General features: G+C 72.6%; 21 protein-coding genes. 10 read left to right on the top strand and 11 right to left on the bottom strand.

Annotation, left to right across the window (positions count from 1 at the left end; translation table 11 throughout):
* The first annotated feature begins 119 nt into the window (after positions 1-119).
* The 5 genes from C3489_RS12365 to katG all read left to right on the top strand — a co-directional run bounded on the left by C3489_RS12365 (position 120) and on the right by katG (position 7,345).
* Positions 120-875, top strand: coding sequence for a hypothetical protein (locus C3489_RS12365; protein WP_103781812.1), 756 nt, complete (start codon positions 120-122; stop codon positions 873-875).
* A complete protein-coding gene (locus tag C3489_RS12360) occupies positions 872-2,965 on the top strand; it encodes a hypothetical protein (protein WP_103781811.1) in 2,094 nt (697 codons plus the stop codon). The genes C3489_RS12365 and C3489_RS12360 overlap by 4 nt, the downstream gene beginning before the upstream one ends.
* A complete protein-coding gene (locus tag C3489_RS12355; protein WP_103781810.1) occupies positions 2,962-4,614 on the top strand; it encodes a hypothetical protein in 1,653 nt (550 codons plus the stop codon). Before C3489_RS12360 ends, C3489_RS12355 begins: the two co-directional genes overlap by 4 nt.
* Positions 4,615-4,850: 236 nt before the next feature.
* Positions 4,851-4,988 carry a hypothetical protein gene (locus C3489_RS38660; RefSeq protein WP_181139646.1) on the top strand — a complete coding sequence of 46 codons (138 nt, stop codon included), beginning with the start codon at positions 4,851-4,853 and terminating at the stop codon, positions 4,986-4,988.
* A 188-nt stretch (positions 4,989-5,176) separates the two neighbouring features.
* On the top strand, positions 5,177-7,345 hold the full coding sequence (gene katG / locus C3489_RS12350; protein WP_258054672.1) for a catalase/peroxidase HPI: 2,169 nt from the start codon (positions 5,177-5,179) through the stop codon (positions 7,343-7,345).
* A gap of 70 nt (positions 7,346-7,415) precedes the next feature.
* Here the strand turns inward: katG and C3489_RS12345 are convergent, their stop codons facing one another.
* Both C3489_RS12345 and C3489_RS12340 read right to left on the bottom strand, forming a co-directional pair.
* On the bottom strand, positions 7,416-7,988 hold the full coding sequence (locus C3489_RS12345; protein ID WP_103781808.1) for a dihydrofolate reductase family protein: 573 nt from the start codon (positions 7,986-7,988) through the stop codon (positions 7,416-7,418).
* Positions 7,989-8,026: 38 nt separating this feature from the next.
* A complete protein-coding gene (locus C3489_RS12340; RefSeq protein ID WP_103781807.1) occupies positions 8,027-8,914 on the bottom strand; it encodes a helix-turn-helix transcriptional regulator in 888 nt (295 codons plus the stop codon).
* Between the two features lie 143 nt (positions 8,915-9,057).
* Between C3489_RS12340 and C3489_RS12335 the strand changes: the two genes are divergently transcribed.
* Together C3489_RS12335 and C3489_RS12330 are read left to right on the top strand one after the other, a co-directional pair.
* The gene (locus C3489_RS12335; protein WP_103781806.1) at positions 9,058-9,378 is read left to right on the top strand and encodes a carboxymuconolactone decarboxylase family protein; all 321 of its coding nucleotides are present in this window, start codon (positions 9,058-9,060) and stop codon (positions 9,376-9,378) included.
* Between the two features lie 31 nt (positions 9,379-9,409).
* Complete coding sequence (locus C3489_RS12330; RefSeq protein ID WP_103781805.1) at positions 9,410-9,814, top strand: cupin domain-containing protein; 405 nt, start codon at positions 9,410-9,412, stop codon at positions 9,812-9,814.
* Positions 9,815-9,827: 13 nt separating this feature from the next.
* Here C3489_RS12330 and C3489_RS12325 read toward each other — a convergent pair whose 3' ends face one another.
* Both C3489_RS12325 and C3489_RS12320 read right to left on the bottom strand, forming a co-directional pair.
* Positions 9,828-11,711 (bottom strand): ABC transporter ATP-binding protein, encoded by a 1,884-nt coding sequence (locus C3489_RS12325; RefSeq protein ID WP_103781804.1) that lies wholly within the window; start codon positions 11,709-11,711, stop codon positions 9,828-9,830.
* Between the two features lie 225 nt (positions 11,712-11,936).
* Positions 11,937-13,208: an MFS transporter gene (locus C3489_RS12320; RefSeq protein WP_103781803.1), complete on the bottom strand. Its 1,272-nt coding sequence runs from the start codon at positions 13,206-13,208 to the stop codon at positions 11,937-11,939.
* Between the two features lie 239 nt (positions 13,209-13,447).
* Here C3489_RS12320 and C3489_RS12315 point away from each other — a divergent pair, with 239 nt between their 5' ends.
* Together C3489_RS12315 and C3489_RS38655 are read left to right on the top strand one after the other, a co-directional pair.
* Positions 13,448-13,804 carry a PRC-barrel domain-containing protein gene (locus tag C3489_RS12315; RefSeq protein WP_103781802.1) on the top strand — a complete coding sequence of 119 codons (357 nt, stop codon included), beginning with the start codon at positions 13,448-13,450 and terminating at the stop codon, positions 13,802-13,804.
* Positions 13,805-13,827: 23 nt separating this feature from the next.
* The gene (locus tag C3489_RS38655) at positions 13,828-14,001 is read left to right on the top strand and encodes a hypothetical protein (protein WP_181139645.1); all 174 of its coding nucleotides are present in this window, start codon (positions 13,828-13,830) and stop codon (positions 13,999-14,001) included.
* Here the strand turns inward: C3489_RS38655 and C3489_RS12310 are convergent.
* Together C3489_RS12310 and C3489_RS12305 are read right to left on the bottom strand one after the other, a co-directional pair.
* The gene (locus C3489_RS12310) at positions 13,983-14,825 is read right to left on the bottom strand and encodes a hypothetical protein (protein ID WP_103781801.1); all 843 of its coding nucleotides are present in this window, start codon (positions 14,823-14,825) and stop codon (positions 13,983-13,985) included. The two genes, C3489_RS38655 and C3489_RS12310, sit on opposite strands and share 19 nt — an antisense overlap.
* A gap of 46 nt (positions 14,826-14,871) precedes the next feature.
* On the bottom strand, positions 14,872-15,549 hold the full coding sequence (locus C3489_RS12305; RefSeq protein ID WP_103781800.1) for a beta-glucanase: 678 nt from the start codon (positions 15,547-15,549) through the stop codon (positions 14,872-14,874).
* 163 nt (positions 15,550-15,712) lie between these two features.
* On the opposite strand from C3489_RS12305, the gene C3489_RS12300 reads away from it, so the two are divergent.
* Positions 15,713-16,387, top strand: coding sequence for a TMEM175 family protein (locus C3489_RS12300; protein WP_103781799.1), 675 nt, complete (start codon positions 15,713-15,715; stop codon positions 16,385-16,387).
* A gap of 3 nt (positions 16,388-16,390) precedes the next feature.
* Here C3489_RS12300 and C3489_RS12295 read toward each other — a convergent pair whose 3' ends face one another.
* From C3489_RS12295 to C3489_RS12275, 5 genes are all read right to left on the bottom strand, one after another.
* Positions 16,391-17,497: an XdhC/CoxI family protein gene (locus C3489_RS12295; RefSeq protein ID WP_103781798.1), complete on the bottom strand. Its 1,107-nt coding sequence runs from the start codon at positions 17,495-17,497 to the stop codon at positions 16,391-16,393.
* A gap of 108 nt (positions 17,498-17,605) precedes the next feature.
* Entirely contained in the window at positions 17,606-18,142 is a 537-nt protein-coding gene (locus C3489_RS12290; protein WP_258054668.1) for a hypothetical protein, read from the bottom strand.
* A gap of 63 nt (positions 18,143-18,205) precedes the next feature.
* Positions 18,206-20,587: a glycoside hydrolase family 3 N-terminal domain-containing protein gene (locus C3489_RS12285; RefSeq protein WP_103781796.1), complete on the bottom strand. Its 2,382-nt coding sequence runs from the start codon at positions 20,585-20,587 to the stop codon at positions 18,206-18,208.
* The gene (locus tag C3489_RS12280) at positions 20,584-21,402 is read right to left on the bottom strand and encodes a carbohydrate ABC transporter permease (RefSeq protein ID WP_103781795.1); all 819 of its coding nucleotides are present in this window, start codon (positions 21,400-21,402) and stop codon (positions 20,584-20,586) included. Before C3489_RS12280 ends, C3489_RS12285 begins: the two co-directional genes overlap by 4 nt.
* Complete coding sequence (locus C3489_RS12275; RefSeq protein ID WP_103781794.1) at positions 21,399-22,352, bottom strand: carbohydrate ABC transporter permease; 954 nt, start codon at positions 22,350-22,352, stop codon at positions 21,399-21,401. Before C3489_RS12275 ends, C3489_RS12280 begins: the two co-directional genes overlap by 4 nt.
* Between the last annotated feature and the right edge of the window lie 5 nt (positions 22,353-22,357).

Here is a 22,357-nt window from a genome sequence, read left to right as displayed (position 1 = left end):
CGCGGGTATCCCGCGCCTTCTCGCTCCCTGGCTCGTGCCGGTGCGCGGGTGCTGTCTCCTACCGCCATGCGCGGACACGTCAGGGGCCCGCGCGCTCCCACGCGAACAGGGAAGGTGGCATGGCAGGCATACCCCGGCGGCTGCGGCGGGCGGTGACGTCGATCGTCGCCGACGTGCGACAGCAACGCAACATCGAGGCGTACACGGTGTTCCTGGTGGGGCTCGCGGTCGCCGCGCTGAGCCTGGCCGACGCCGTCGCGCTCCACTACCAACTGGCCGCCCTGCTGCTGGGCGTCAACGTCCTCCTCTTCTCCTCGCGGCGCACCGGAGGAGACCGAGGCCCGTCCCTGGACCGGGTGCTGCGCGGGCGCGAGGCCTTCCAGCCGTTCGGGTCGCTGCTGCCGGGCGTGGAGGACCTGTGGATCTACGGGCCGACCGCCGCCCATGTCCTGCTGCACAACGCGGACATCCGCAGGCTCGTGCTGGCCAAGGGCGGTTCGGTGCGCTGCGTGGTCCTCGCGCAGGACGAGGCGGCGATCGCCGGCGCCACGCTGCAGCTCGACGACAGCGTCGACCTCGGCTCCGCGCTCGCGCACTCGGTGGAGATCCTGCGCCGACTGGCCCGGGAGCAGCCGAGGTTCGACTTCCGCAGGCTCGCCTTCAACCCGGGGTTCAGCCTGCTGATCGTCAACGCGCACCGACCGGACGCGTACGCGATCGTCGAGTTCCACGGCTTCCAGGACGACAACATCGCCGACCGGATGCATCTGCGCATCTCCGGGCACGAGTCGCCGCGGTGGCTCGACTACTGGGTCGGGCGGTACGACGCCCTGTGGAAGGCCGCCCATCCGGACGCGCCGGACGAGGCGTCATGACCGGCTCCGCCGCCGGCGGCGGGACGGCCGGCGGCTCGGCGGCCGGCCCGCACCCGGCCGACACGGACCCCGTGGCCAACGGGCACCCGGCCGACACGGACGCCGTGGCCAACCGGTGCCGGTCCGACACCGACCCCGTGCCCGACCGGTTCGCGGCCGTCGCGGGTCTCGTGCCCGACCGGTTCGCGGACGTCGTGGATCTCGTCGCCGGCTTCGGGCCCCGCGGCTGCGTCTTCCTCACTGGCGCCGGGATCTCCCTGGACGCGCCGTCCCGTCTGCCGTCCGGGCCCACGCTGACCCGGCGGGTCTTCGACGCCTTCCTGGAGCCCGGGCTGCTCGCGGAGATCCACGAGTTGCACGCGGCGTTCGGCTGGTGGCTGCCGCCGAACTGCCCGCTCGACCGCGCCGGGACGGTCCCGGCCCGCCCGCCCGGTCCCGCCCACCCCCGGCTGGAGACCGTGCTGGGCGCCGTGGTGCGGGCCTGCGCGGGCACACCGTACAAGGCGATCGAGGTGATGGCCGACGTACGGGACGCCCTGCCCAACGCCGGGCACGACTTCTTCGCCCGGCACCTCGCCGCCGGCGGACTGCACATCACGGCCAACTTCGACGACTGTGTCGAGCGGCGGTACCGCGAGCTGACCGGTGCCCTGCCAGCGGGCGGAGCGGTGCAGCACTTCCACCACTCCTTCGCGGGCAACCCGGACGGCGAGGGCCTCGGCGCGACACTCGCGAGCACCCAGGGCGGGCTGGACCCGGCCCACGCCGGCCAGTTGCTGCGCACGCTGCGCAGCAGCCGGCTCCTCGTCGTCCTCGGCTACTCGGGCAGCGACTTCTTCGACGTGGACACCACCGTCGCCGGGTGGCCGCCGGGGACGCTGGCGGGGCTGCGCGTGGTGTGGGTCGCTCATCACCTCCAGCCCGGCCATCCCTGGCACGAGGTGCCCCGGCAGGACGCCTCGGTGCCCCGGCTGGTGCGGCTGCTCGCGGCGGCCGGCGCGACCGTCACGGTGGTGTGCGGCCACACGGCGCGGCTGTACCCGCTGCTGCGGGAGCGCTGGGACCTCGGTCCGGAGCCCCGGCTGCCGGACCGGCCCGGCGCCAGGAAGGCCACGACCCTCGCCCTGGCGCCGGACGATCCGCTGCGCTCCGCGTGCACGTTCGTGCTCTGCCGCGAGCTGGGGCTGCACCGGCGGCTGGGGGCCATGCTCGCCGACGGCTCACGGCTGAGCGCCGTGTCCGACGAGGAACGCTGGTGGGCTCGGTCCGAGTGGCTGTGGGAGCAGGGGCGTTGGCGCGATCTGCGCCGCATGTGGCGCCGTACCGCTCCCGGGGGCGCCCGTGGCCGGCTGGCCGCCGCGCGTGCCGAGCGGATCGGGGCCTCGCTGTGGGTGCAGGGCCGGCTGCTGCCCGCCTACGGGTGGCTGCGGCTGCGCCGACGGAGGTTCGCCCGGGGCGGCGCCGAGTATCTGATGCTGAGCGAGACCGCGGGCCGGGTGGTCGAGCACATGACCTACACCCCGGAGCTGCGGCCCCTCGGGCGGCGCCTGGCCCGCCGGCACCACGCCGACCTGGAGCAGGTGTCCCGGGCGGCGGGCGCCTCGCTGTTCGCCACCCGCAGCGATCTCAGGGACAGCCTGCGCCGCATCGGCACCGGTCAGCCGCGCGGGCGGGAGGCCACCGAGGGCCCCACCGAGACGGTCCTCGAAGCGGGGAACCTGCTGGCCTGGGTGAGCTACCGGCACCGGCGGCTGCGCGACACCTACGAGCCGCCGTCCGCGACCGCGTCCACGCAGGCCGCGCGGGCGTCCGACGCCGAACTGGCCGCCCGCTACCGGGAGCTGACCGCGTTCTACACCCTGCTCGGTTCCGTGGCGGGAGCCGCGCGCACCGTGCTGCTGCCCGGTGCCGACCGGGTGTTCGGGCCGCGCGAGTACTGGGCGCACGTCCGCTCGGTGCAGTACGCGCCCTGGCACCGCTTCCGGCTGCTGGCCCGCTATGCCGTGTCCGCGGCCCGGCGCCGAGCCGTCCGTCTCCGTCCGATCTTTCGCCGCGTCCGCCGCCGTGGACGCAGAGGGGAACCGCGATGAGTCCGTACACGAGGGATCCACGCGATCCCGCACAGCCCTGGGACGGCCGTGCGGTCCCCGCCGCGCGCGACACGCGCCCCTGGTATCTGCGCTGGGGCGCGGAACCCGCTCTTGCGCCCTCCCGGGTCTGCCACCCGGACTGCTCCGGCTCCCACCCGGACGACGTCGCCCCGACGGACCTGTTCTGTCCGGCGGGCGGCTTCCTGCCGCTGCGAGACGCCTCACCCGGGGTGCGGCGCGTCGTGCTGTCCCTGCCGGCGCTGGTGCTGCCGGGGTCCGTGAGTCTGAGCGCGCGCTGGCACAGTCCGCTGCCGTTGCTGCTCCCGGCACTGGGCTGCGCGGCCCTGTTCACCCTGGCGCCGCTGCGCCCCTACCCGACCACGCGGCGCGTCGCGGCGCTCCTGCTGCTGCTCGCCGGGGTGACCGGCGCGGTGGTCCACTGGGGCGGCGCCACGGCACGGACGGTCACGCTGACGTCGCTGCTCGCGGCATCGGCCCTGCTGTGGGCCTGGTGCGCGGGCCGGATGGCCTGGCACGGCGGCCACACCGGGCTCGCGGCGCGCACGGTGGCCCGCCCACGCGGCCCGGGCCTGCCCGGCCGCGCCGCGCGTGACCGGCACGAGGCGTGGATGCTCCCGGGCGCGCTGACCTTCGGTGCGGCCGCGGGCGCGCTGCCGGTGCTGGCCGTCGAGGCGGCACTGCGGTACTCCCCCGACGGGTGGCTGTGGGATCCGCCGCAGGCGGTCCGCCTCTGGCTGACCAGAGCACCCTGGCTCGCGGTCCTCGGTGCCCTGCTCACCGCCGTGCTGGCCGGTCTCCTGCACGGTGTGCGCACCTTCGACGCGACGGTGGCCCCGCTGATCCCGCGTCCCCGGCCGCTGCCCCTGTTCGAGGTGCCCAGGCCTCGCTGGCGGCCGCGCCCGGCCGCGGGCCACGGCCCCCTGGACCAGCTCGTCCTGGTCGTGGGTGCGCTGGCCGACCTGCTGCTCATGGCCGCGGTGGCGGCGGCGTGCGTCGTCCTCGACATCCTCATCGTCTCCGCCGACCTGCTGCTGAGGGCGCTCGTGGCGCTCGGCAACCTGCTCTGGCGTGTCCTCGTCTGCGTGACCCGCCTGCTGGTGTCCGCCGTGACCCGGGCGCTGGAAGTGCTGGGTCAGGCGGCGCTGCTGGGCGGCGGTGCCCTGGTGCGGTCGGTCCGGGTCGCGGTGCTCCCGCCGGTCTTGCTCGGGGTCCAGGTGGCGTGTGCGTGGTCCTTCGCCGCCTCGGGCAGCGCGTACGGCGAGACGGGCGCGCTCGCCGACCTGCGGACGGCGCTGATCGCGCCGCTGCTCGGCCACGCCGCGGCCGTGGCGACCTGGTGCCTGTGGTGCGGGGAGCGTCCGGGCCGGTGCATGGGTTCGGCGTCGCGCAGCGGCCGGCATGTCGCGATCTGGACGGCGGTCCTGGTGCCGGTCACGTCGTGGCTGGTGTGCGCACCGTATGTGATCACCGGTCAGGGACCGGTCAGGCCCGGCCCGGTCTGCTACGGCAGCACGGGCCTGCTGGCCGGGGCGCTCGCGCTGGGGCTGGCCAACCGCCGTCGCGGAGCCGGGAAGCGGGCCGTCGTGACCCGGGAGCGGGCCGGCGGGGCCGGGAGGCGGACCGGCTGAGGGGCCGCTGACGAGGGCGGGCGTTTTCCGGTTTTCCGGGGTTCCTCCGACCTGCGGCGAAGGGCGTTGCCGGCGCCTCGCGGCGGGCCCTACAACAGGGGCCGGAACCTGCGCAGGGCTTTCCGACGACCGTAGGCAGCGGACTCACGCAGTGAGGAGAGCCCCATGGAGCCGACCCGTATGCGCACCCGTCGTGACCCCGACGAGCCCGAGGAGCACACGGGCAACGGGACGACGTGCCGATGATCCACCTCGGCCCGGCGCACGCCGTGCCGTTGATCCACCACGGCCCGGCGCACGCCGCCGGGCCGCACTCCGGCCGGCGGACCGGCGGGGGCCCGTCCGGCCCGTTCACCACCGGCGCCATGCGGTGACGCGTGCACCGTCGAGCCGAAAGCCGAACCGTTCTAGTCTGGGTTTCCTGGATACACAGGAATGCGCGCCCTGCGTGTTCTCGCAGCGACGCGGTCGCCGGTGCGCGACCATACGGACGCCGACAGAAGGAACACGGAAGACAGGAAGAAGGGCGGACGTGTCCGGCAGCGAAAGCGAAAACCCAGTAATCCCCTCCCCGACCCCCACGTCGACCCGGCCCCGGACCAACCGGGACTGGTGGCCGAATCAGCTGGACCTGCAGGTTCTCCATCAGCACTCGCCACGGGCCAATCCGATGGACGAGGACTTCGACTACGCGGCGGAATTCGCCACCCTCGACGTCGAGGCCCTCAAACGGGACGTCTTCGAGGTGATGACGACGTCCCAGGACTGGTGGCCCGCGGACTACGGCCACTACGGCCCCCTCTTCATCCGTATGAGCTGGCACGCCGCCGGGACGTACCGCATCGCCGACGGCCGGGGCGGCGGCGGCAGCGGTGCCCAGCGCTTCGCCCCGCTCAACAGCTGGCCGGACAACGCGAGCCTGGACAAGGCACGCCGTCTGCTCTGGCCCGTCAAGCAGAAGTACGGCCGGAAAATCTCCTGGGCCGATCTGCTGGTCTTCGCCGGTAACTGCGCCATGGAATCCATGGGATTCAAGACGTTCGGCTTCGGATTCGGACGGGAGGACATCTGGGAACCCGAGGAGATCTTCTGGGGACCGGAGGACACCTGGCTCGGGGACGAGCGTTACAGCGGCGACCGGGAACTCGCCACTCCGTTCGGCGCCGTGCAGATGGGACTGATCTACGTCAATCCGGAGGGTCCGAACGGAAATCCGGATCCGGTGGCCGCCGCGCGGGACATTCGCGAGACGTTCAGCCGGATGGCGATGAACGACGAGGAGACGGTCGCCCTCATCGTCGGCGGTCACACGTTCGGCAAGTGCCACGGTGCCGTCGATCCCTCCTACATCGGACCGGAGCCGGAGGCCGCGCCCCTGGAACAGCAGGGCCTCGGCTGGCGGAACACCTACGGCACCGGTGTGGGCGCCGACGCGCTCACCAGTGGTCTCGAAGGCGCGTGGACCAACCGGCCCACGCAGTGGGACAACGGCTACCTGGACAACCTGTACGGCTACGAGTGGGAGCTGACGAGGAGTCCGGCCGGCGCGCACCAGTGGACGCCCACCGACCCCGCGGCCAGGGACACCGTTCCCGACGCCCACGATCCGTCGAAGCGGCACGCTCCGATGATGCTGACGACGGACCTCGCGCTGAAGGTGGACCCGGTCTACGGGCCGATCACCAAGCGGTTCCACGAGAACCCGGACCAGCTCGCCGAGGCGTTCGCCAAGGCCTGGTACAAGCTGCTGCACCGCGACATGGGACCCGTGTCCCGTTACCTCGGCCCGTGGATCCCCGAGCCGCAGCTGTGGCAGGACCCCGTCCCCGAGGTCGATCACGAACTGGTCGGCGAGGAGGACATCGCGGCCCTCAAGGGCACGATCCTCGCCTCCGGGCTGTCCATCCCCCAGCTGGTCACCACCGCCTGGGCGTCGGCGGCGAGCTTCCGCGGCACCGACAAGCGCGGCGGGGCCAACGGGGCGCGCATCCGGCTCGCGCCGCAGAAGGACTGGGAGGTCAACGACCTGCCCGAGATCACCGAGACCCTGCGGACCCTGGAGCGGATCCAGCAGGACTTCAACGGCGCTCAGACCGGCGGGAAGCGGATCTCCCTCGCCGATCTGATCGTGCTGGGCGGGTGCGCGGCCGTCGAGCGGGCCGCGAAGAACGCCGGACACGACATCACGGTCCCGTTCGCACCCGGACGCACGGACGCCTCGCAGGAGCAGACCGACGTGGACTCCTTCGCCGTGCTCGAACCGAGGGCCGACGGGTTCCGCAACTACCTGCGCACCGGGGAGAAGCTGTCCCCGGAGACCCTGCTGCTCGACCGCGCCAACCTGCTGACCCTGACCGCGCCCGAGACGACGGTCCTGATCGGCGGGATGCGGGCGCTGAACACCGGTTTCAAGGGCTCCCCGCACGGCGTCCTCACCGACCGGCCGGAGACGTTGACGAACGACTTCTTCGTCAACCTGCTCGACCTCGGCACGGAGTGGAAGGCGTCCACCTCCACCGAGAACGTCTACGAGGGCCGGGACCGCGTCACGGGCGAGGTCAAGTGGACGGCCACCGCCGTCGACCTCGTCTTCGGCGCGCACTCCCAGCTGCGCGCCCTGTCGGAGGTCTACGCCTCCAGCGACGCGGGCGAGAAGTTCGTACGCGACTTCGTGTCGGCGTGGGACAAGGTGATGAACCTGGACCGGTTCGATCTGCGACGCACCCGCTGATTCTCCCTCTCCCGGCCGGTCGCTCACCGCGCCGGCCGGGACCGTGCGTGCAGGAAGGCCGCCGGCGTCCTCAGCGGACGACGTCGAAGACCATCTTCTGCAGGCCGTTGGAGTACGCCTCCGACTCGACGAGCCTCAGCTTCTGGACGTCCTTGTCCGTGGTGCTGAACAGCCGCTTGCCCGCGCCGAGCAGCAGCGGGAAGACCAGCAGGTGGTAACGGTCGATCAGGCCGGCGTCCGACAGCGCGTGGTTCAGGGACGCGCTGCCGTGGACGATGATCGGGCCGCCCTCGGTCTCCTTCAGCGCGGCGACCTCGTCGAGCGAGCGCAGGATCGTCGTCTCACCCCAGTCGGAGACCAGCTGGTCGTCGGTGAGCGTGGTGGAGACGACGTACTTCGGCATCACCTTGTAGTCGGCGAACTCCTCCATCGCGGGCCACACGGCACTGAAGGCCTGGTAGCTGACCCGGCCCAGCAGCATCGCGGAGGCTTCCTTCTGCTCCCGGCCCTTGATCTCGTACGCCTCGGGGACGAACTCGGTGTGCTTGAAGGTCCAGCCGGAGTTGCGGTAGCCGGGCTCGCCGCCGGGCGCCTCCACCACACCGTCGAGCGAGACGAAGGCCGTGCTGATCAGAGTGCGCATGACGCGATCCCTCGGGTCGGGAACAACAGACGTGTTGATCAGTATGTCCCGGGTGCGGGGCTGCCGGTGGGTTCGACGGCTTCCGTGGCGGCCCAGGCGGTGAGCAGCCGCAGGCAGTCGTGGTCGGGGGTTCCGGGGGCGGCGCTGTAGGCGGTGAGGGTCAGGCCGGGCTGGGCGGGCAGTTCCATCGCGTCGAAGTCGAGCGTGACGACGCCCACGGCGGGGTGGCGGAAGGACTTGCGGCCGGTGTGGTGGAGGCGCACGTTGTGCTTGGCCCAGGCGGTGCGGAACTCCTCACTGAGGGTGACGAGTTCGCCGATGAGTCCGGTGAGCTCGGTGTCGTGCGGGGCGCGTCCCGCTTCGGTGCGCAGCAGGGCGACGGTGGTGTTCACGGACTCGTCCCAGTCGGGGAAGAAGTCGCGCCCGGCCGGGGTGAGGAACTGGGAGCGGGCGATGTTGGCCGTGCGGGCCCGGGGGTCGGGGAACAGGGGGGCGTACAGGGCGCGGCCGAGGGTGTTGGTGGCGAGGATGTCCAGGCGGCCGTTGCGGATGAAGGCCGGGGAGTCGGTCATGGACCGCAGGACGCGCAGGACGCTGTCCGGGAGCGGGCCGCGCGGGCGCCGGGTGCGGCGGGCGGGACGCTTGGCTGCGGCGCGGGCCAGGTCGAAGAGGTGGGCGCGCTCGGCGTCGTCGAGCTGGAGGGCGCCCGCGACGGCGTCGAGGACTTCCTCCGAGGCCCCGGCGAGGTGGCCGCGTTCGAGGCGGACGTAGTAGTCGATGCTGACACCGGCGAGCAGGGCGACCTCTTCGCGGCGCAGCCCCGGCACGCGCCGGTTGCCGCCGTAGGCGGGCAGACCGGCCTGCTGTGGGGTGATCTTGGCGCGGCGGGAGGCCAGGAACTCGCGGATGTCGCTCTCGGTACTCACACGCCCCAGGCTAGGACGGACGGCTCAGCCCTGGGGGGTTCTGTCAGTACCTGTGACGGCAGGCCCTTCTTCACCCGGCCGGCCTGCGGTTTCCTCGAAGACGGCAGCCGTGGAACCCCCGTTTCGACCAAGGAGTCGTCGTCATGCCGAAGCAGTCCGCACCCCCCGAGCTGGCCGCCGTCGCGCCCAAGCTCGTCGAGGTCACCGATGACGTCCTGTTCGGTGACGTCTGGGAACGGCCCGGGCTGTCGCCGCGCGACCGGAGTCTGGTGACCGTGAGTGTGCTGGCCGCCCTCTATCGCGGCGATCAGCTCGGCTACCACCTCGGTGTCGCCCTCGACAACGGGCTCAGCGTGGAGGAGCTGTCCGAGGCGATCACCCACCTCGCCTTCTACGCGGGCTGGCCCAACGCCATGTCCGCGATCACCCGCCTGAAGCAGATCGCCGACGAGCGCGGCGCCTGAGCGGCACACCAGCAGCACGGAGAGACGGCACATGGAACTTCTGAAGAAGCAGCCGACCATGAAGCTGCCGGCCGAGTGGTTCACCGGGGACGCCTGGGCGGACGTCATCCACCGCGGCGAGGAGCCGTCCCGGGCCCGCGCCAACGCGGTCCGTTTCGCGCCGGGCGCCCGCACCGCCTGGCACTCCCACGGCCTCGGCCAGACCCTCTACATCGTCGAGGGCATCGCCCTGATCCAGTCGCGTGGCGGCGAGATCCTCCAGGCCCACCCCGGCGACGTCGTCTGGACGCCGCCGGGCGAGGAGCACTGGCACGGTGCGGCCCCCGAGCACTTCATGACCCACATCGCCCTGTGGGAGACCGACGAGGTCGACTGGCTGGAGCACGTCACGGACGAGGAGTACGGCGGCCCACGGCGCAGCACCCGCACCACCTGAGCGGTGGGGGGGCTCAGCGGTCCTTGGCCAGGGCGAGGAGTTCGGCGAACAGGCCGCCGGCGTGCGCGAGGTCGTCGTAGCTGCCCTGTTCGATGATGCGGCCGGCGCGCATGACGACGATCCGGTCCGCGAGGCGGGTGTTCTCCAGCTGGTGCGTGACGACGATCGTCATGCGTTCGGCCGCGATGCGCTTGATCTCCAGGAAGATCTGGTGCTCACCGCGCGGGTCCATCTGCGAGGTGGGCTCGTCGAGGACCAGCAAGGGCGTACGGCGGTACAGGGCCCGTGCGCAGACCAGCCGCTGCCACTGCCCGCCGGACAGCTCGGCCCCGCCGAACAGTTCGCGGGCGAGCAGGGTGTCGAGCCCCTGGGGCAGCTTCTCGATCGTCTCGCGCATGCCGACGGCGTCGACGGCTTCCCACACCGGGCCGTCGTCGTACGTCCTGGGCTGGCCGAGGGTGATGTTCTCCCGTGCGCGCAGGGGCCAGCAGGCGAAGTTCTGCGGCACCAGGGAGGTCCGCTGCCACACCGAGTCCGGCCGGGCCTGGGCCAGGTCGGTGCCGTCCCACAGCACACGCCCCTTGTCGGGGAGCAGGATTCCGGTGATCAGCTTGGTCAGCGTGGACTTGCCGGAGCCGTTCTCCCCGACGATCGCCAGGATCTCGCCGCGGCGCAGGGTGAGGGAGACCCCCGCGACGGCGGGCTCGTCCTTGCCGGGGTACTGGTGGACGACCTCGTCGAGCCGGATCTCCTCCACCCGCTCGGGGATCGTCGCCCCGCCGCGCCGGGGGGCTTTCTCGGCGGCCATGTCGAGGAAGGCGCGCATGTCGGCGAGGTAGAGGGAGGTGTGGAAGAGCGCGGCGCCGTTCTGGACGAGCTGGGACAGCGCGCCCAGCGTGGTCTGCACCGCGACGACGGCGGTGGCCGCGACCGGCAGCGCGATGCGTCCGCTGCCGGCCAGCCAGGCCAGGGCGGCCCAGGTGAGCAGCAGGAACACGCCGCCCAGGGCGGAGGTGGCCAGCACGATCCGGAGCATGCGCGGGGCCGCGGTCAGGGTGCGCCGGTCGATGCGTTCGGACAGGGCGCGGTACCAGTAGACGAGGTAGCCGGTCATGCCGTTGGCGCGGACCTCGTCACCGTGCCGGGAGTAGGTGGCCCACCAGCGCATCATGCCGCGCACATTGCGGTCGCCGACGTTGGCGTAGTGCGTCTCGTAGTCGACGCGGGCGGACAGTACGGCGCCCGCTCCGGCGGGCAGCACGGCCAGCAGCAACAGCGGGAGCATCAGCCAGTGCAGGGCGGTGATCACACCGGCCGCGGCGATCATGCGGATGAGGGCGGCCATGAACCGCTGGGCGTCCTTGACCATCATCGTGGTGCGCGTGACGCCGACCTCGGCGGCCTCCTGCCGGTCGGCGAAGCCGTCCTCCCCGTACGCCGCCGCCTCGACCCGGCAGACGGCGGCGACCAGTGCGACATCCGCCTCCGTGACCAGGCGCGGGGTGATCCTGCCGTCCGCGTAGGAGGCCAGCGCGCCGCTGATCCGGCCCACCGCGGCGGCCATCGTCACGACGGTCAGGGCGGGCAGTGCCGCGTGCAGGCGTTCGGGCACGGTGCCGGTGCCGAGGACGTGCGTCATGGCCCTGGCGGTGAAACCGAGGACGACGGCGGCCGCGACGCCCGTGAGCACCTGGCAGGCCAGCAGCAGGACGGCCGCCGACCGGTCGACGGTCCAGGCCATGCGCGCGGTGTGCCCGAGGACGGAGGGCAGCCGTGCGCACATCGTCGTGAACCCCGCGTCCTCCAGCGGGTTCTTGCCGAACTTGCCCCCGAAGCTGATCGTGGCCGGGGGCGGAGGGGGTGGGGTCGGGGAGCTTTCGGTCGAGGCGTCGGTCATGGGCACCTGCGTCCTCCTTGGGCCGGCGCCGCACCTGGATGGTCCGGCGATGCTCAGCACAACGAGGCCGCGCGGGAATCGAACGCGCTCGATTCGGACGTCGTACGGACCCGGAGTTTCCAGGGCGCGACGAGCCCGGACGCGGCGGTGCACGGCCGCAGGGCGGTCCGGTTGTGGCCGAAACGCCGGTCTTGTGACGGAAGTGACGAGCGCGGACTCGGGAACCTACCGATCGCCGGTCCTGTCCGTGGCCGTGGGGACTTCCAACCGCTCACTCACTCTGTCGTGCGGCGGGTTCGCGCGGCGCGGCAGGAGCAGCGGAGTGGCCAGGAGCAGCACTCCGGCGGCGCCGATCGCGATGCGGGGGCCGGTCACGGCGGCCAGCAGGCCCCACAGGGCGGTCAGGACCGCGATGCCGGTGCTGGTGCTGACCGACCACGCGGCCAGGGTGCGGGCCACCCGGTCGGGGTCGGTGTGGTCGAGCCGGTGGGTGGCCAGCACGGGGTTGAACACCGCGCAGCAGGTCACCAGGCCGAGCTGGCAGGCGACGACCAGGACGATCCCGGGCGTGCCGGGCTGGACGAACGCCAGTCCCACCGGCCAGCACGCGCGCAGCAGTCCGGCGGTGCGCAGCACCCGGTGGGTGCCCCACCGCGCCACGAGCCGGCGTGCCAGGCGCGAGCCGACCAGGCCGCCGGCGCAGGGTGCGGCGAAGACCAGGCCGTACTGCCAGGGCGTGAACCCGAGGCGGTCCAGCAGGAGTACGGCGAGCAGCGGCTCGGAGGCCATGATCAGGCCGTTGACCGCGATCGTGTTGAAGAACAGCGGGCGCAGCGCGCTCCGGCCGAGGATGTGGCGCCAGCCTTCGAGCAGATCGCCCGCTCTCATCCGTGGCGCACCGGTCCGTACGCGCCGCGGCTCGGTTCCGCCGGCGGCGTGGATGCCGAGTGCGGAGAGCAGGAAGCTGACCGCGTTGGCGATCACGGTCGTCACCGGGCCGAACAGTCCGATCGCGGCACCGCCGAGCGGTGGTCCGATCATGGTCACGGTCCATGTCGTGGATTCCAGCCGGCCGTTGGCGACGAGCAGGTCCCGCCGTGGCAGGAGCGCCTTCAGATACGCACCGCCGGCCGCGTTGAAGGCGATGTCCGCCGCGGCGACGACGACGGAGACGACGAGGAGCTGCGCGAAGTCGAGCCGGCCGAGGGCGAAGGCGGCGGGGACGCTCATCAGCGCCGCGCACCGGATCAGGTCCATCGCGATCATGACGGGCCGCTTGCGGCGGAACTCCACCCAGGGGCCCAAGGGCACCGCGACCAGGGCCCCCACCGCTCGCCCGGCGGCGGACAGGGCCGCCACCTGGGCCGGCCCGGAGTGCAGTACGAGGACCGCGAGCAGGGGGAACGCCCCGAACCCGAGCCAGGTGCCGCACGCACTGACGGCATACGCCGCCCACAGCCACGCGAACCCGCGTCCGAGTGCCCGCCCATTCCTCATCCCCGACGTGCCCCTCACCGCTCGCGGACAACCACCTGCTGACCCTCGGTATCAAAGCCGGGAGCTCACCTGGAGATCAAACAACCGACCGATCGCACAGGCACAACCCGTGGTTGTGTCTCGACGGTGGGTCGGGCTGGGGCCGAGTGGCCGTGCCCGGGGCCGCACGGGTGTGAGACGTGCCCCACGGTGGTACCGGCATGGAGTCCCTTCAAGGGTCTGCGCGACGGGAGGCCTTCATGTTCGAAGCCGACGACATCCGTAACTGGCGTGGACACGACGTGGTCGACAGCGAGGGCCACAAGATCGGCGCGCTGGAGTCGGTCTACGTGGACACGACGAGCGACCAGCCGTTCTTCGCGACCGTCACCGTCGGCCTGCCCACTCGTCGCCGGCTGGTGTTCGTCCCGCTCGACGGAGCCACCGTCGGCCCGGGCTATCTGAAGGTCGCCCCGTCCAAGAACCTGGTCAAGAAGGCTCCGTCCATCAATGTGGACGGGGTACTCCCGGCCGAGGACGAGCCCTCCGTCTTCGCCCACTACGACATCGAGTACACCCCTGGTGCCGGGGGCGAACGGCGCCTCGCCCGTCGCTGACCGGCACGGACCGGGAGGACAGGATGAGCCTGTTCCTACTGTTGATCATCGTGGCCCTGATCCTGGGCATCATCGGGGCGACCGTCCACGGTCTCCTCTACCTGCTGATCATCGGTGTCGTCGTCCTGGTGGCCGACCTCGTCTACGGGGCCACCCGGTTCCGCCGCGGCGGCCGGCGTCACCGCCTGATGCGCTGACCCGTGTCCAGGAGCCGGTGCAGGGACTGCGTCATGCTGCGCACGAAGGCGTCCCTGACCGGCTCGTCGACCCGGTCCAGGGACAGATAGGGGTTGAGGTCCTCCAGCTCGACCAGCAGCAGGTCACCCTCCCGGGTGCGGCAGGCGTCCACCCGCTGGATGCCGTGGTCGAGGGTGTTCCAGTCGATGAAGCGGCGGGCGAAGTCGAGGTCGGCCTCGGTCGGCCGGTAGGGCTCCAGGACCCAGCGCCGATCCGGGTCGGGCGCGTACAGGGCGTACTGGAAGGCGTCGTCGACGTAGTAGAACGACACCTCGTGGCGGAAGTCGACGCGGGGCTGGACCAGCACGTCGCCGTGGTCGAAGCCGCCCAGCCGCTCGCGGGGGACGAAGGTGAGGCCTATGGAGTCCGCGCCCGCCTTCGGCTTGATCACGTACTGGTCGGTCTCGGGCAGCGCGTGGAGGTCCTCGGGCCGGTCGACGGTGGGGATGACCGGGTAGCCGGCGGCCGTGAGATCCAGCAGGTACTGTTTGCCGGCCATGTCGGCCCGGCCGGACAGCGGGTTGTAGACCAGGGCGCCGCGCTCGACGGCCCGGCGGCGGAAGGCGTCGTACTCCTGCTGGTAGTGCAGCACCGGTCCGCTGTTGCGGACCACGACCACGTCGAAGGCGTCCAGCAGGGCGGCCGCGTCCAGCGGATGGCACAGGGCGATGTCGAAGTCGCCGCGCAGCCGCGACGACAGGAAGATGTCCTCGTCGCAGTAGCGCCGCCCCCGGGCCTGGTAGGCGAGATCGGTCACGAACAGCACACGGGGGCGGACGGGCACAGCACTCTCCTGGGTCGGGGCCCTCACCGTACCCAAGCCCCCGCCGTCAGCCGCCGGCCGCCGCGGCCTGGTGCCGGTCGCGGTGCACGGTGAGGGCCTGCACCTCGTAGGACAGCTCGGTCGCGGCGGCGTCGGGGGGCGGGTGGTAGCGGCCCGCGCAGACGGAGAGGTTGACGATGAGGTAGGCCCGCCAGGCGGGCCCCACACCCCGGCCGTCGGCGAGGACCTCGCGCCCGTTGAGCCGCCAGACCACGTCGCGCCGGCCGAACGTCACGCTCAGGTCGACGACGGCGCCGGGCCGGACGGCGTCGTCGCGGACGTACGCTCCCCCGTGGCGGACGTGGTTGGTGAGCTCCAGCAGGTCGGGGTGGTCCGGGTGGTACTCGAACACGTCCACCTCGTTGCCGCCGTCCCGCCAGGTCCAGATCGCCGGCCAGGCGCCCAGCCCGACCGGCAGGCGCACCCGGGTCTCCAGACGGTCGCCGGTGCGGACCATGAAGGCCTCGGTGCTGCCCTCGGTGGTCAGCAGACCCGTGTCCCACAGGCCGTCGGCGCGGCGGGTGGCGCGGAAGGTGCCGGTGCGGGAGTGGCCGGGGTCGGCGGTGAGGCGGTCGAGTTTGTCGTCGCCCGGATTGGTGGGGCCACCGTCGGGATAGGCCCAGGTGCGCCCCGCGACCCACTGGCTGGCGGAGGCGAAGTCGGCGACGAAGACGGCTTCGCTCATGGGCGCACTCCCTTCGCCGCCACGGGACCGTGGCCGCCTGCCTCGCCACGGGAAGGTGGCGGTCCGAGTCTCCCCCGCGGCGCGTCGTCCATGCGGTGAGCCGCGAGCGGGGCCACTCTTTCCTGCGAACGGGTGAAGCGCGCACGAGTGAAGGGTGACTTGTATGAACACCGAGCCTGGCCTTCCCGAGCCCCGCAGCGCGACCGACTTCAGCACGGCTCGGCTGGAGGCGTTCAGCGACGGCGTCTTCGCCATCGCCATCACGCTGCTCGTCCTGGACCTGCGCGTGCCGGAACCCGACTCCCCGCGGGAGGAGTCGCTCGCCCAGGCGCTCGCGCACCAGTGGCCCGCCTACTTCGCCTACCTGGTCAGCTTCCTCGTCATCGGCATCATCTGGATCAACCACCACGCCATGTGCGCCCTGGCCCGCCGGGTCGACCGCCGCACGCTCTTCGCCAACCTGTTCCTGCTGCTGACCGTCTCCGTGATCCCCTTCCCCACCCGCCTGCTCGCCACCTATCTGACGGCCCCCGACTCCGACGCGCACACCGCCGCAGCGGTCTACGCCGCCACGATGGTCGCGATGGGCGTCGCCTTCTCCCTGCTCTTCCTCGCCTTCACCAGCGACGCGAGCAGGCTCCACACGCCGGTCCCGGCCGCGGACCGCCGCGCGGCGCTGCGCCGTTTCGGCGTCGGAGGGCTGTGCTACCTGGCCACCGTGGTACTCGCCTACGTCAGCCCCGTCGCGATGCTCGCCACCCACGCCCTGCTCGCCGTCTACTACTGCTTCGACCAGCTCGCCCCCGTGCGCCGCTCGGCCCCCGGCAAGTCCGCCTGACGCTCAGCCGGCCGCCGGCGGGTGGATGGCCCCGCTGGTCGCGGTGAGCGGCTGCCCGCTGCCGCCCCAGCGCAGGGCGACGATCTCGGCGGCGACGGACACGGCGACCTCCTCGGGCGTACGCGCGCCGAGGTCGAGGCCGAGCGGTGAGCGCAGCCGGGACAGCTCGCCGTCGGCGAGTCCGGCCTCCGCCAGTCTGGCGATCCGCTCGTCGTGGGTGCGGCGGCTGCCCATCGCCCCGATGTAGGCGGCCGGCCGGCGCAGTGCCTCCCGCAGCAGCGGCACGTCGAACTTCGGGTCGTGGGTGAGGACGCAGATCACCGTGCGTCCGTCGGTGTCGGTGCCGCTCAGGTACCGGTGCGGCCAGTCGACGACGACCTCGACGCCCGCGGGGAACCGCTTGGGCGTGGCGAAGACGGGGCGGGCGTCGCACACGGTGACCCGGTAGCCGAGGAAGTCGCCGATCCGGGCCACGGCGGCGGCGTAGTCGATGGCGCCGAAGACCAGCATGCGCGGTGGCGGGGCGAAGGACTGCAGGAAGACGGAGACGTCGTCCTCGCGGCGCTCTCCGCGCGGTCCGTAGTGGCGCAGGACCGTGGCGCCGAGGGCGAGTTCGCCGCGCGCGTCGGCGGTGACGGCGACATCGAGTCCGGGCGTGCCCAGAGTGCCGGCCTCCCGGTCCGGCCAGACGGCGAGGGTGGACCCGCGCGGGGCGGGTCCGTCGACGACGGTCGCCAGGGTCACCGGCTCGTGCGCGGCGACGGACGCGGCGACCGCCCCGAAGACGGGCTCCGTCGCGGCCGTCACCGCGCGCACCAGCAGGGTGATCTCTCCCCCGCAGGTCAGTCCGACCGCGAACGCGTCCTCGTCGCTGTAGCCGAAGGTCTCCAGGCGGGCCTCGCCGCTGTCCACGACCTCCTGGGCGAGCTCGAACACCGCGCCTTCCACGCAGCCCCCGGACACGCTTCCCACGACCTCGTCGTCCGGTCCCACGGCCATGGCGGCGCCGGGCCCGCGCGGCGCGCTGCGGCTGACCGCGACGATCGTGGCGAGCCCGAACGGCACACCGGCGGCGTACCAGCGTTCGAGTGCCGGCAGGATCTCACGCACGGTGCGCTCCTTGTCTCGACCGCCTCCTGCAGGGGTGAGTGACCAGCCGGTCCGGCGGGATGCAGGCCACTTTAGAACCGCCTCACCGGGGCGGCGAGCGGTGCGCTCTCATGGGGCCGGCGCCCGGCACTCCTCCGCCACCCGGCTCATCCGGGCGAGGGCGTCCCTCAGCCGCCGCAGGGTGTCGGCGGGCCGTCCCAGACCGTTGAGTTCCAGCCGGGCCGCCTCGGTGCGGGCGTCGGGATGCGTGGTGAAGGCCACGTTCAGGGCCTGCTGCACCATCCACTGGTCGTAGGCCAGCAGCCGTCCCGCGCTCGCCTGTACGTCGATCAGGTCGGGCTCGGTGATCGGCAGCTCGCCCAGGCGGGCGCGCAGGCGGAGCAGGGTGCGGGCGGCCCGCCCACAGTCCTGGGCCGCCTGCCCCGTCGCGCCGTCGGGCGAGCCGCACGCGGCGACGGCCGCGTCCACCGGCGACTGCGCCGCCACTGTGTCGTCGAGCACCGCCAGCAGGGCCCGCATCTGGGCCGCCCTCGGCACCCGTCCGGCGGGGGCGCGACGACGGCGCAGCACCCGGCGCACGGCCCGGCGGCACGCACCGCCGGACCGTGCGGGGTCGGGTGGGACGGGCGTGCCGAGGTGGGGCATGGCTCCTCCGAGGGGCGGGCCGGGCCGCGTATCCCCCCAGTGTGCGCCTGCCGCCGGCGCCCGTCAGGCCCGCAGGTACGGCTCTGTCGTGAAGCGCGGGTGGAACCGCCGGGTGTGGTCCACGATGCGGGCCGCGCCGGTCACGGTGACCGTCGCCGTGAGACGCACGTCGGCGCTGGAGGCCGCCAGGCGCAGCTGGAGTTCTCCCGGTTCGATCACCCGGCGCCCGTCGCGGCCGGTGAAGGAGGCGAGGTCGGCCGGCACGGTCACCCGCAGGCGGCGCTCCTCCCTCGGGGCGAGCGGGAGCCGGGTGTAGCCGACGAGCCGCTGCACCGGCTGGACGACGGAGGCGACGGGGTCGTGCAGATAGAGCTGGACGACCTCGGTGCCGTGCCGCCCGCCGGTGTTGCGCACCGTGAAGGAGAGGGAGAACTCCCCGCCGGTGTCCGCCTCGGGCCGCTCGACGACCAGGTCGTCCCAGTGGAAGGACGTGTAGGACAGGCCGTGCCCGAAGGGGAAGGCCGCGGTGGGGTCGACGCTGGAGACGTCGCTGGCCTGGGCCAGGCGGGCGCCGAGGTAGGTGGCCGGCTGGGCGCCGGTGTCGCGGGGCACACTGACGGGCAGCCGTCCCGACGGGTTGGTCCGGCCGCTGAGCACGCCGGCGAGGGCGGTGGTTCCGCCGGCGCCGGGGAAGAAGGACTGCACGATCGCGGCGGCCTCGTCGGCGGCGCGGCCCAGCGCGTAGGGCCGGCCGGCGAGCAGCACCGCCACCACGGGCGTGCCGGTGGCGAGCAGCTCGTCGAGGAGCTGCTGCTGGGCGCCGGGCAGGGCCAGCGACCCGGCGTCGCAGCCCTCACCGCTGGTGCCCCGCCCGAACAGGCCCGCACGGTCACCCAGGGCCGCGATGACGACGTCGGCCTCGCGGGCGGTGCGCACGGCCTCGGCGATGCCGGTGACGTCGCCGTCGTCGACGCCGGTCCCGCGTACGACGGTGAGGTGCGCGTCCGGGAACTCGGCGCGCAGGGCGTCGTGCAGCGTGGGCAGGTCGATGCCGGGCGGGGTCTCGGGGTGGTGGACGCCGACGTGCTGGGGGAAGGAGTAGCAGCCGAGCACGGCCGTGGGTTCTGCCGCGTTGGGGCCGACGAGGGCGATGCGGCGGGGCCGGTCCAGGGGCAGGGTGCCGTCGTTGGTCAGCAGGACGACCGCTTCCTCGGCGACCGCACGGGCCAGTTCCCGGTTGGCGGGCGGGTCCAGGTCGATCGTGCCGCGCAGGGCGTCCGGGTCGTCCAGGTCGGCTCCGCGCAGCGCGGCCGGCACCGGGTCCCAGTCCGCGTCGAGCAGGCCGAGCCGGGCCTTCTGGGTGAGCACCCGGCGCAGGGCGCGGTCGATCAGCGCCTCCGGCACCCGGCCGGCGGCGACGGCTTCGGTGAGGGGGGCGCCGTAGGTCTTGACGGTGGGCAGTTCGACGTCGACGCCCGCGCCCAGGGCCGCTTGCGCCGCCTCGGCCCAGTCGCCGGCGACGCCGTGCAGGGTCTTGAGGAACGCGATGCCGAAGTAGTCGGCGACGACCGTGCCGTCGAAGCCCCAGGTGTCGCGCAGCAGACCGGTGAGGAGGTCCTCGTCGGCCGCCGAGGGCATGCCGTCGGTGTCGGTGTAGGCGTGCATGACGGACTGCGCCCCGCCCTCCCACACCGCCATCTCGAAGGGGGGCAGCAGGACGTCCGCCCGCTCGCGCGGGCCCATGCCCACAGGCGCGAGGTTGCGGCCGGCGCGGGAGGCCGAGTAGCCGACGAAGTGCTTGAGGGTCGCGACGACACCGGCGGACTGCAGACCCTGGACGTAGGCGGTGCCGATGCTGCCGACGAGGTAGGGGTCCTCCCCGATGGTCTCCTCCACGCGGCCCCAGCGTGCGTCGCGGACCACGTCGAGCACGGGCGCGAGGCCCTGGTGGACGCCGACGGACCGCATGTCGCGGCCGATGGCGGCGGCCATCTCGCGGATCAGCCCCGGGTCGAAGGTGGCGCCCCAGGACAGCGGGACCGGGTAGGCGGTGGCGCCCCAGGTGGCGAACCCGGCCAGGCACTCCTCGTGCGCGAGCGCCGGGATGCCGAAGCGGTTGGCGGCGGCGATCCGCGTCTGGGTGCGCAGCAGGGACAGCGCGCCGAGCGCGGGGTCGACGGGCGCGGTGCCGAAGGGGCGGGTGAGCTGGCCCAGACCGGCCGGCAGGAGGGCGTCGAGGTCGACCGCGTCCTCCATGTCGTGCTGGTGCGGGGCCACTTCGCCGCCCTCGTCGGAGGCGCCGACCCACACCCCGTACAGCTGGGCGATCTTCTCCTTCAGGGTCATGGCGTCGATCAGCGCGGACACGCGGGTGGCGATGTCCTGGGCGGGGTCGTTCCACAGGGGGGTTGCGGAGGTGGTCTCTACGGCCACGTTGGCGGTCACTTTCCTCCCACGCCCATCAGGCCCTGGACGAGGGCCCTGCGGGCGAACAGGTAGACGAGCAGGACGGGCACCATGGACAGCGTCACGGCTCCGAGCAGGCCGGGGATGTCGATGCCGTGTTCGGTCTGGAAGTTGTACAGACCCAGGGTGATCACCTTGGTGGAGTCGGACTGGGTCAGGACGAGCGGGAACAGGAAGCCGTTCCAGGCCTGCAGCGCGGAGAAGACCACGATCGTGGACAGGCCGCCGCGCGAGAGGGGGACGACGAGCTGGAAGAACATCCGCCTGGGGCTCGCGCCGTCCATCGTCATGGCCTCGAACAGCTCCGGGGAGATGTCACGCATGGCCCCGCTGAGGATGAGCGCCGACATCGGCAGGCAGAAGGCGGCGGTGGGCAGGATGACCCCGAGCAGGTTGTCGTACAGGCCCGCCTCGCTGATCAGGTAGAACATCGGGACGATGACGGCCTGGGCGGGGATGGCGAGGCCCAGCAGGAACAGCCGGAAGATGTGCGAGGTGACCCGGCTGCGGCTGCGCACGATCGCGTAGGCCAGCGGCGGCACCAGCAGCAGGACGAGGGCGACGACGCAGACGGTGACGACGATGGTGTTGAAAAAGTAGCGGCCGAAGCCGGAGTCGAAGGCACCGGTGTAGTTGTCGAGGGTGAAGTCGCCGGGGAAGGACAGCGGGCCGCCCGTGGCGTAGTCCTGCCGGGAGCGCAGGGTGGCGGCGAGCATGACGTACAGCGGCAGGCCCACCAGCACCAGCCAGACGATCGAGCCGGCGCCGGCCAGGTAGTTGGGGCGTCGCCTCATGAGACACCCTCCATGGAGCTGCGCATCTTGTCGTAGCCGGAGACCCGGACGACGACCAGCGAGATGACGGTGGCGGCCACGACCAGGCACAGGGCGATGGCCGACCCGGCGCCGAAGTCGAAGCCCTTGAAGGCCTTTTGGTACATGTAGTAGGCGCTGATGGTGGTGTCGGTGCCCGGTCCGCCCTGGGTGAGGATGAGCACCGTCTCGAAGGTGGTGAGCCCGCCGACGATCATCAGGATCGTCGAGGTGATGACCGCGTTGCGCAGCTGCGGCAGGGTGATGTGGAAGAACTGGCGGTAGCGTCCGGCCCCGTCGATCGCGGCCGCCTGGTAGAGCACCTGCGGAACGGCACGGGCGGCGCCCTGGTAGATCAGCGTGTGGAACGGGGTGAACTGCCAGGTGGAGACGAAGGCCAGCACGCCGATGGCCGTGGTCTGCTCGCCGAAGAGGTTGCCGTCCCCGAACAGCCAGGTCATCCGGGCGGGGATGCCGAAGTTCGGGTCGAGCAGGGCCCGCCAGAGCACGGAGACGGCGGTGGAGGACAGCAGCAGCGGGATGAAGTAGATCGCCGACAGCACCGCGCGGTTGCGCTGGTGTCCGGCGGCCCAGACGCCGAGGACGATGCTCAGCGGGGTCTGCAGGGCCACGCCGAGGGCGGTGAGCAGCAGGGTCAGCCAGATGCTCTTGATCATCACCGGGTCGTCGAACAGGCGGCTCCAGTTGTCCGTCCCGACGAACTCGGGCGAGCCGAGGCCGTTCCAGCTCGTGAAGGACAGCACCGCCACCATGATCAGCGGAGCGATGGCGAAGAGGGCGAAGAACACGGTGGCGGGCAGCGCCCAGGCGAAGCCGGGGCGCGTGCCGTGGGTGCCGGAGGAGCCCTCCGGCCGCCGGGCCTTGGCGGTGGCCGCGGTGGCGGGCGGAGCGCTGAAGATCTGTGTGGTCATGAGGG

Source organism: Streptomyces sp. Ru71 (assembly GCF_002920535.1).
Taxonomy (GTDB): domain Bacteria; phylum Actinomycetota; class Actinomycetes; order Streptomycetales; family Streptomycetaceae; genus Streptomyces.
Note: the sequence above shows the minus strand (reverse complement) of the source record. Positions and strands in the feature narration are given on the sequence as shown.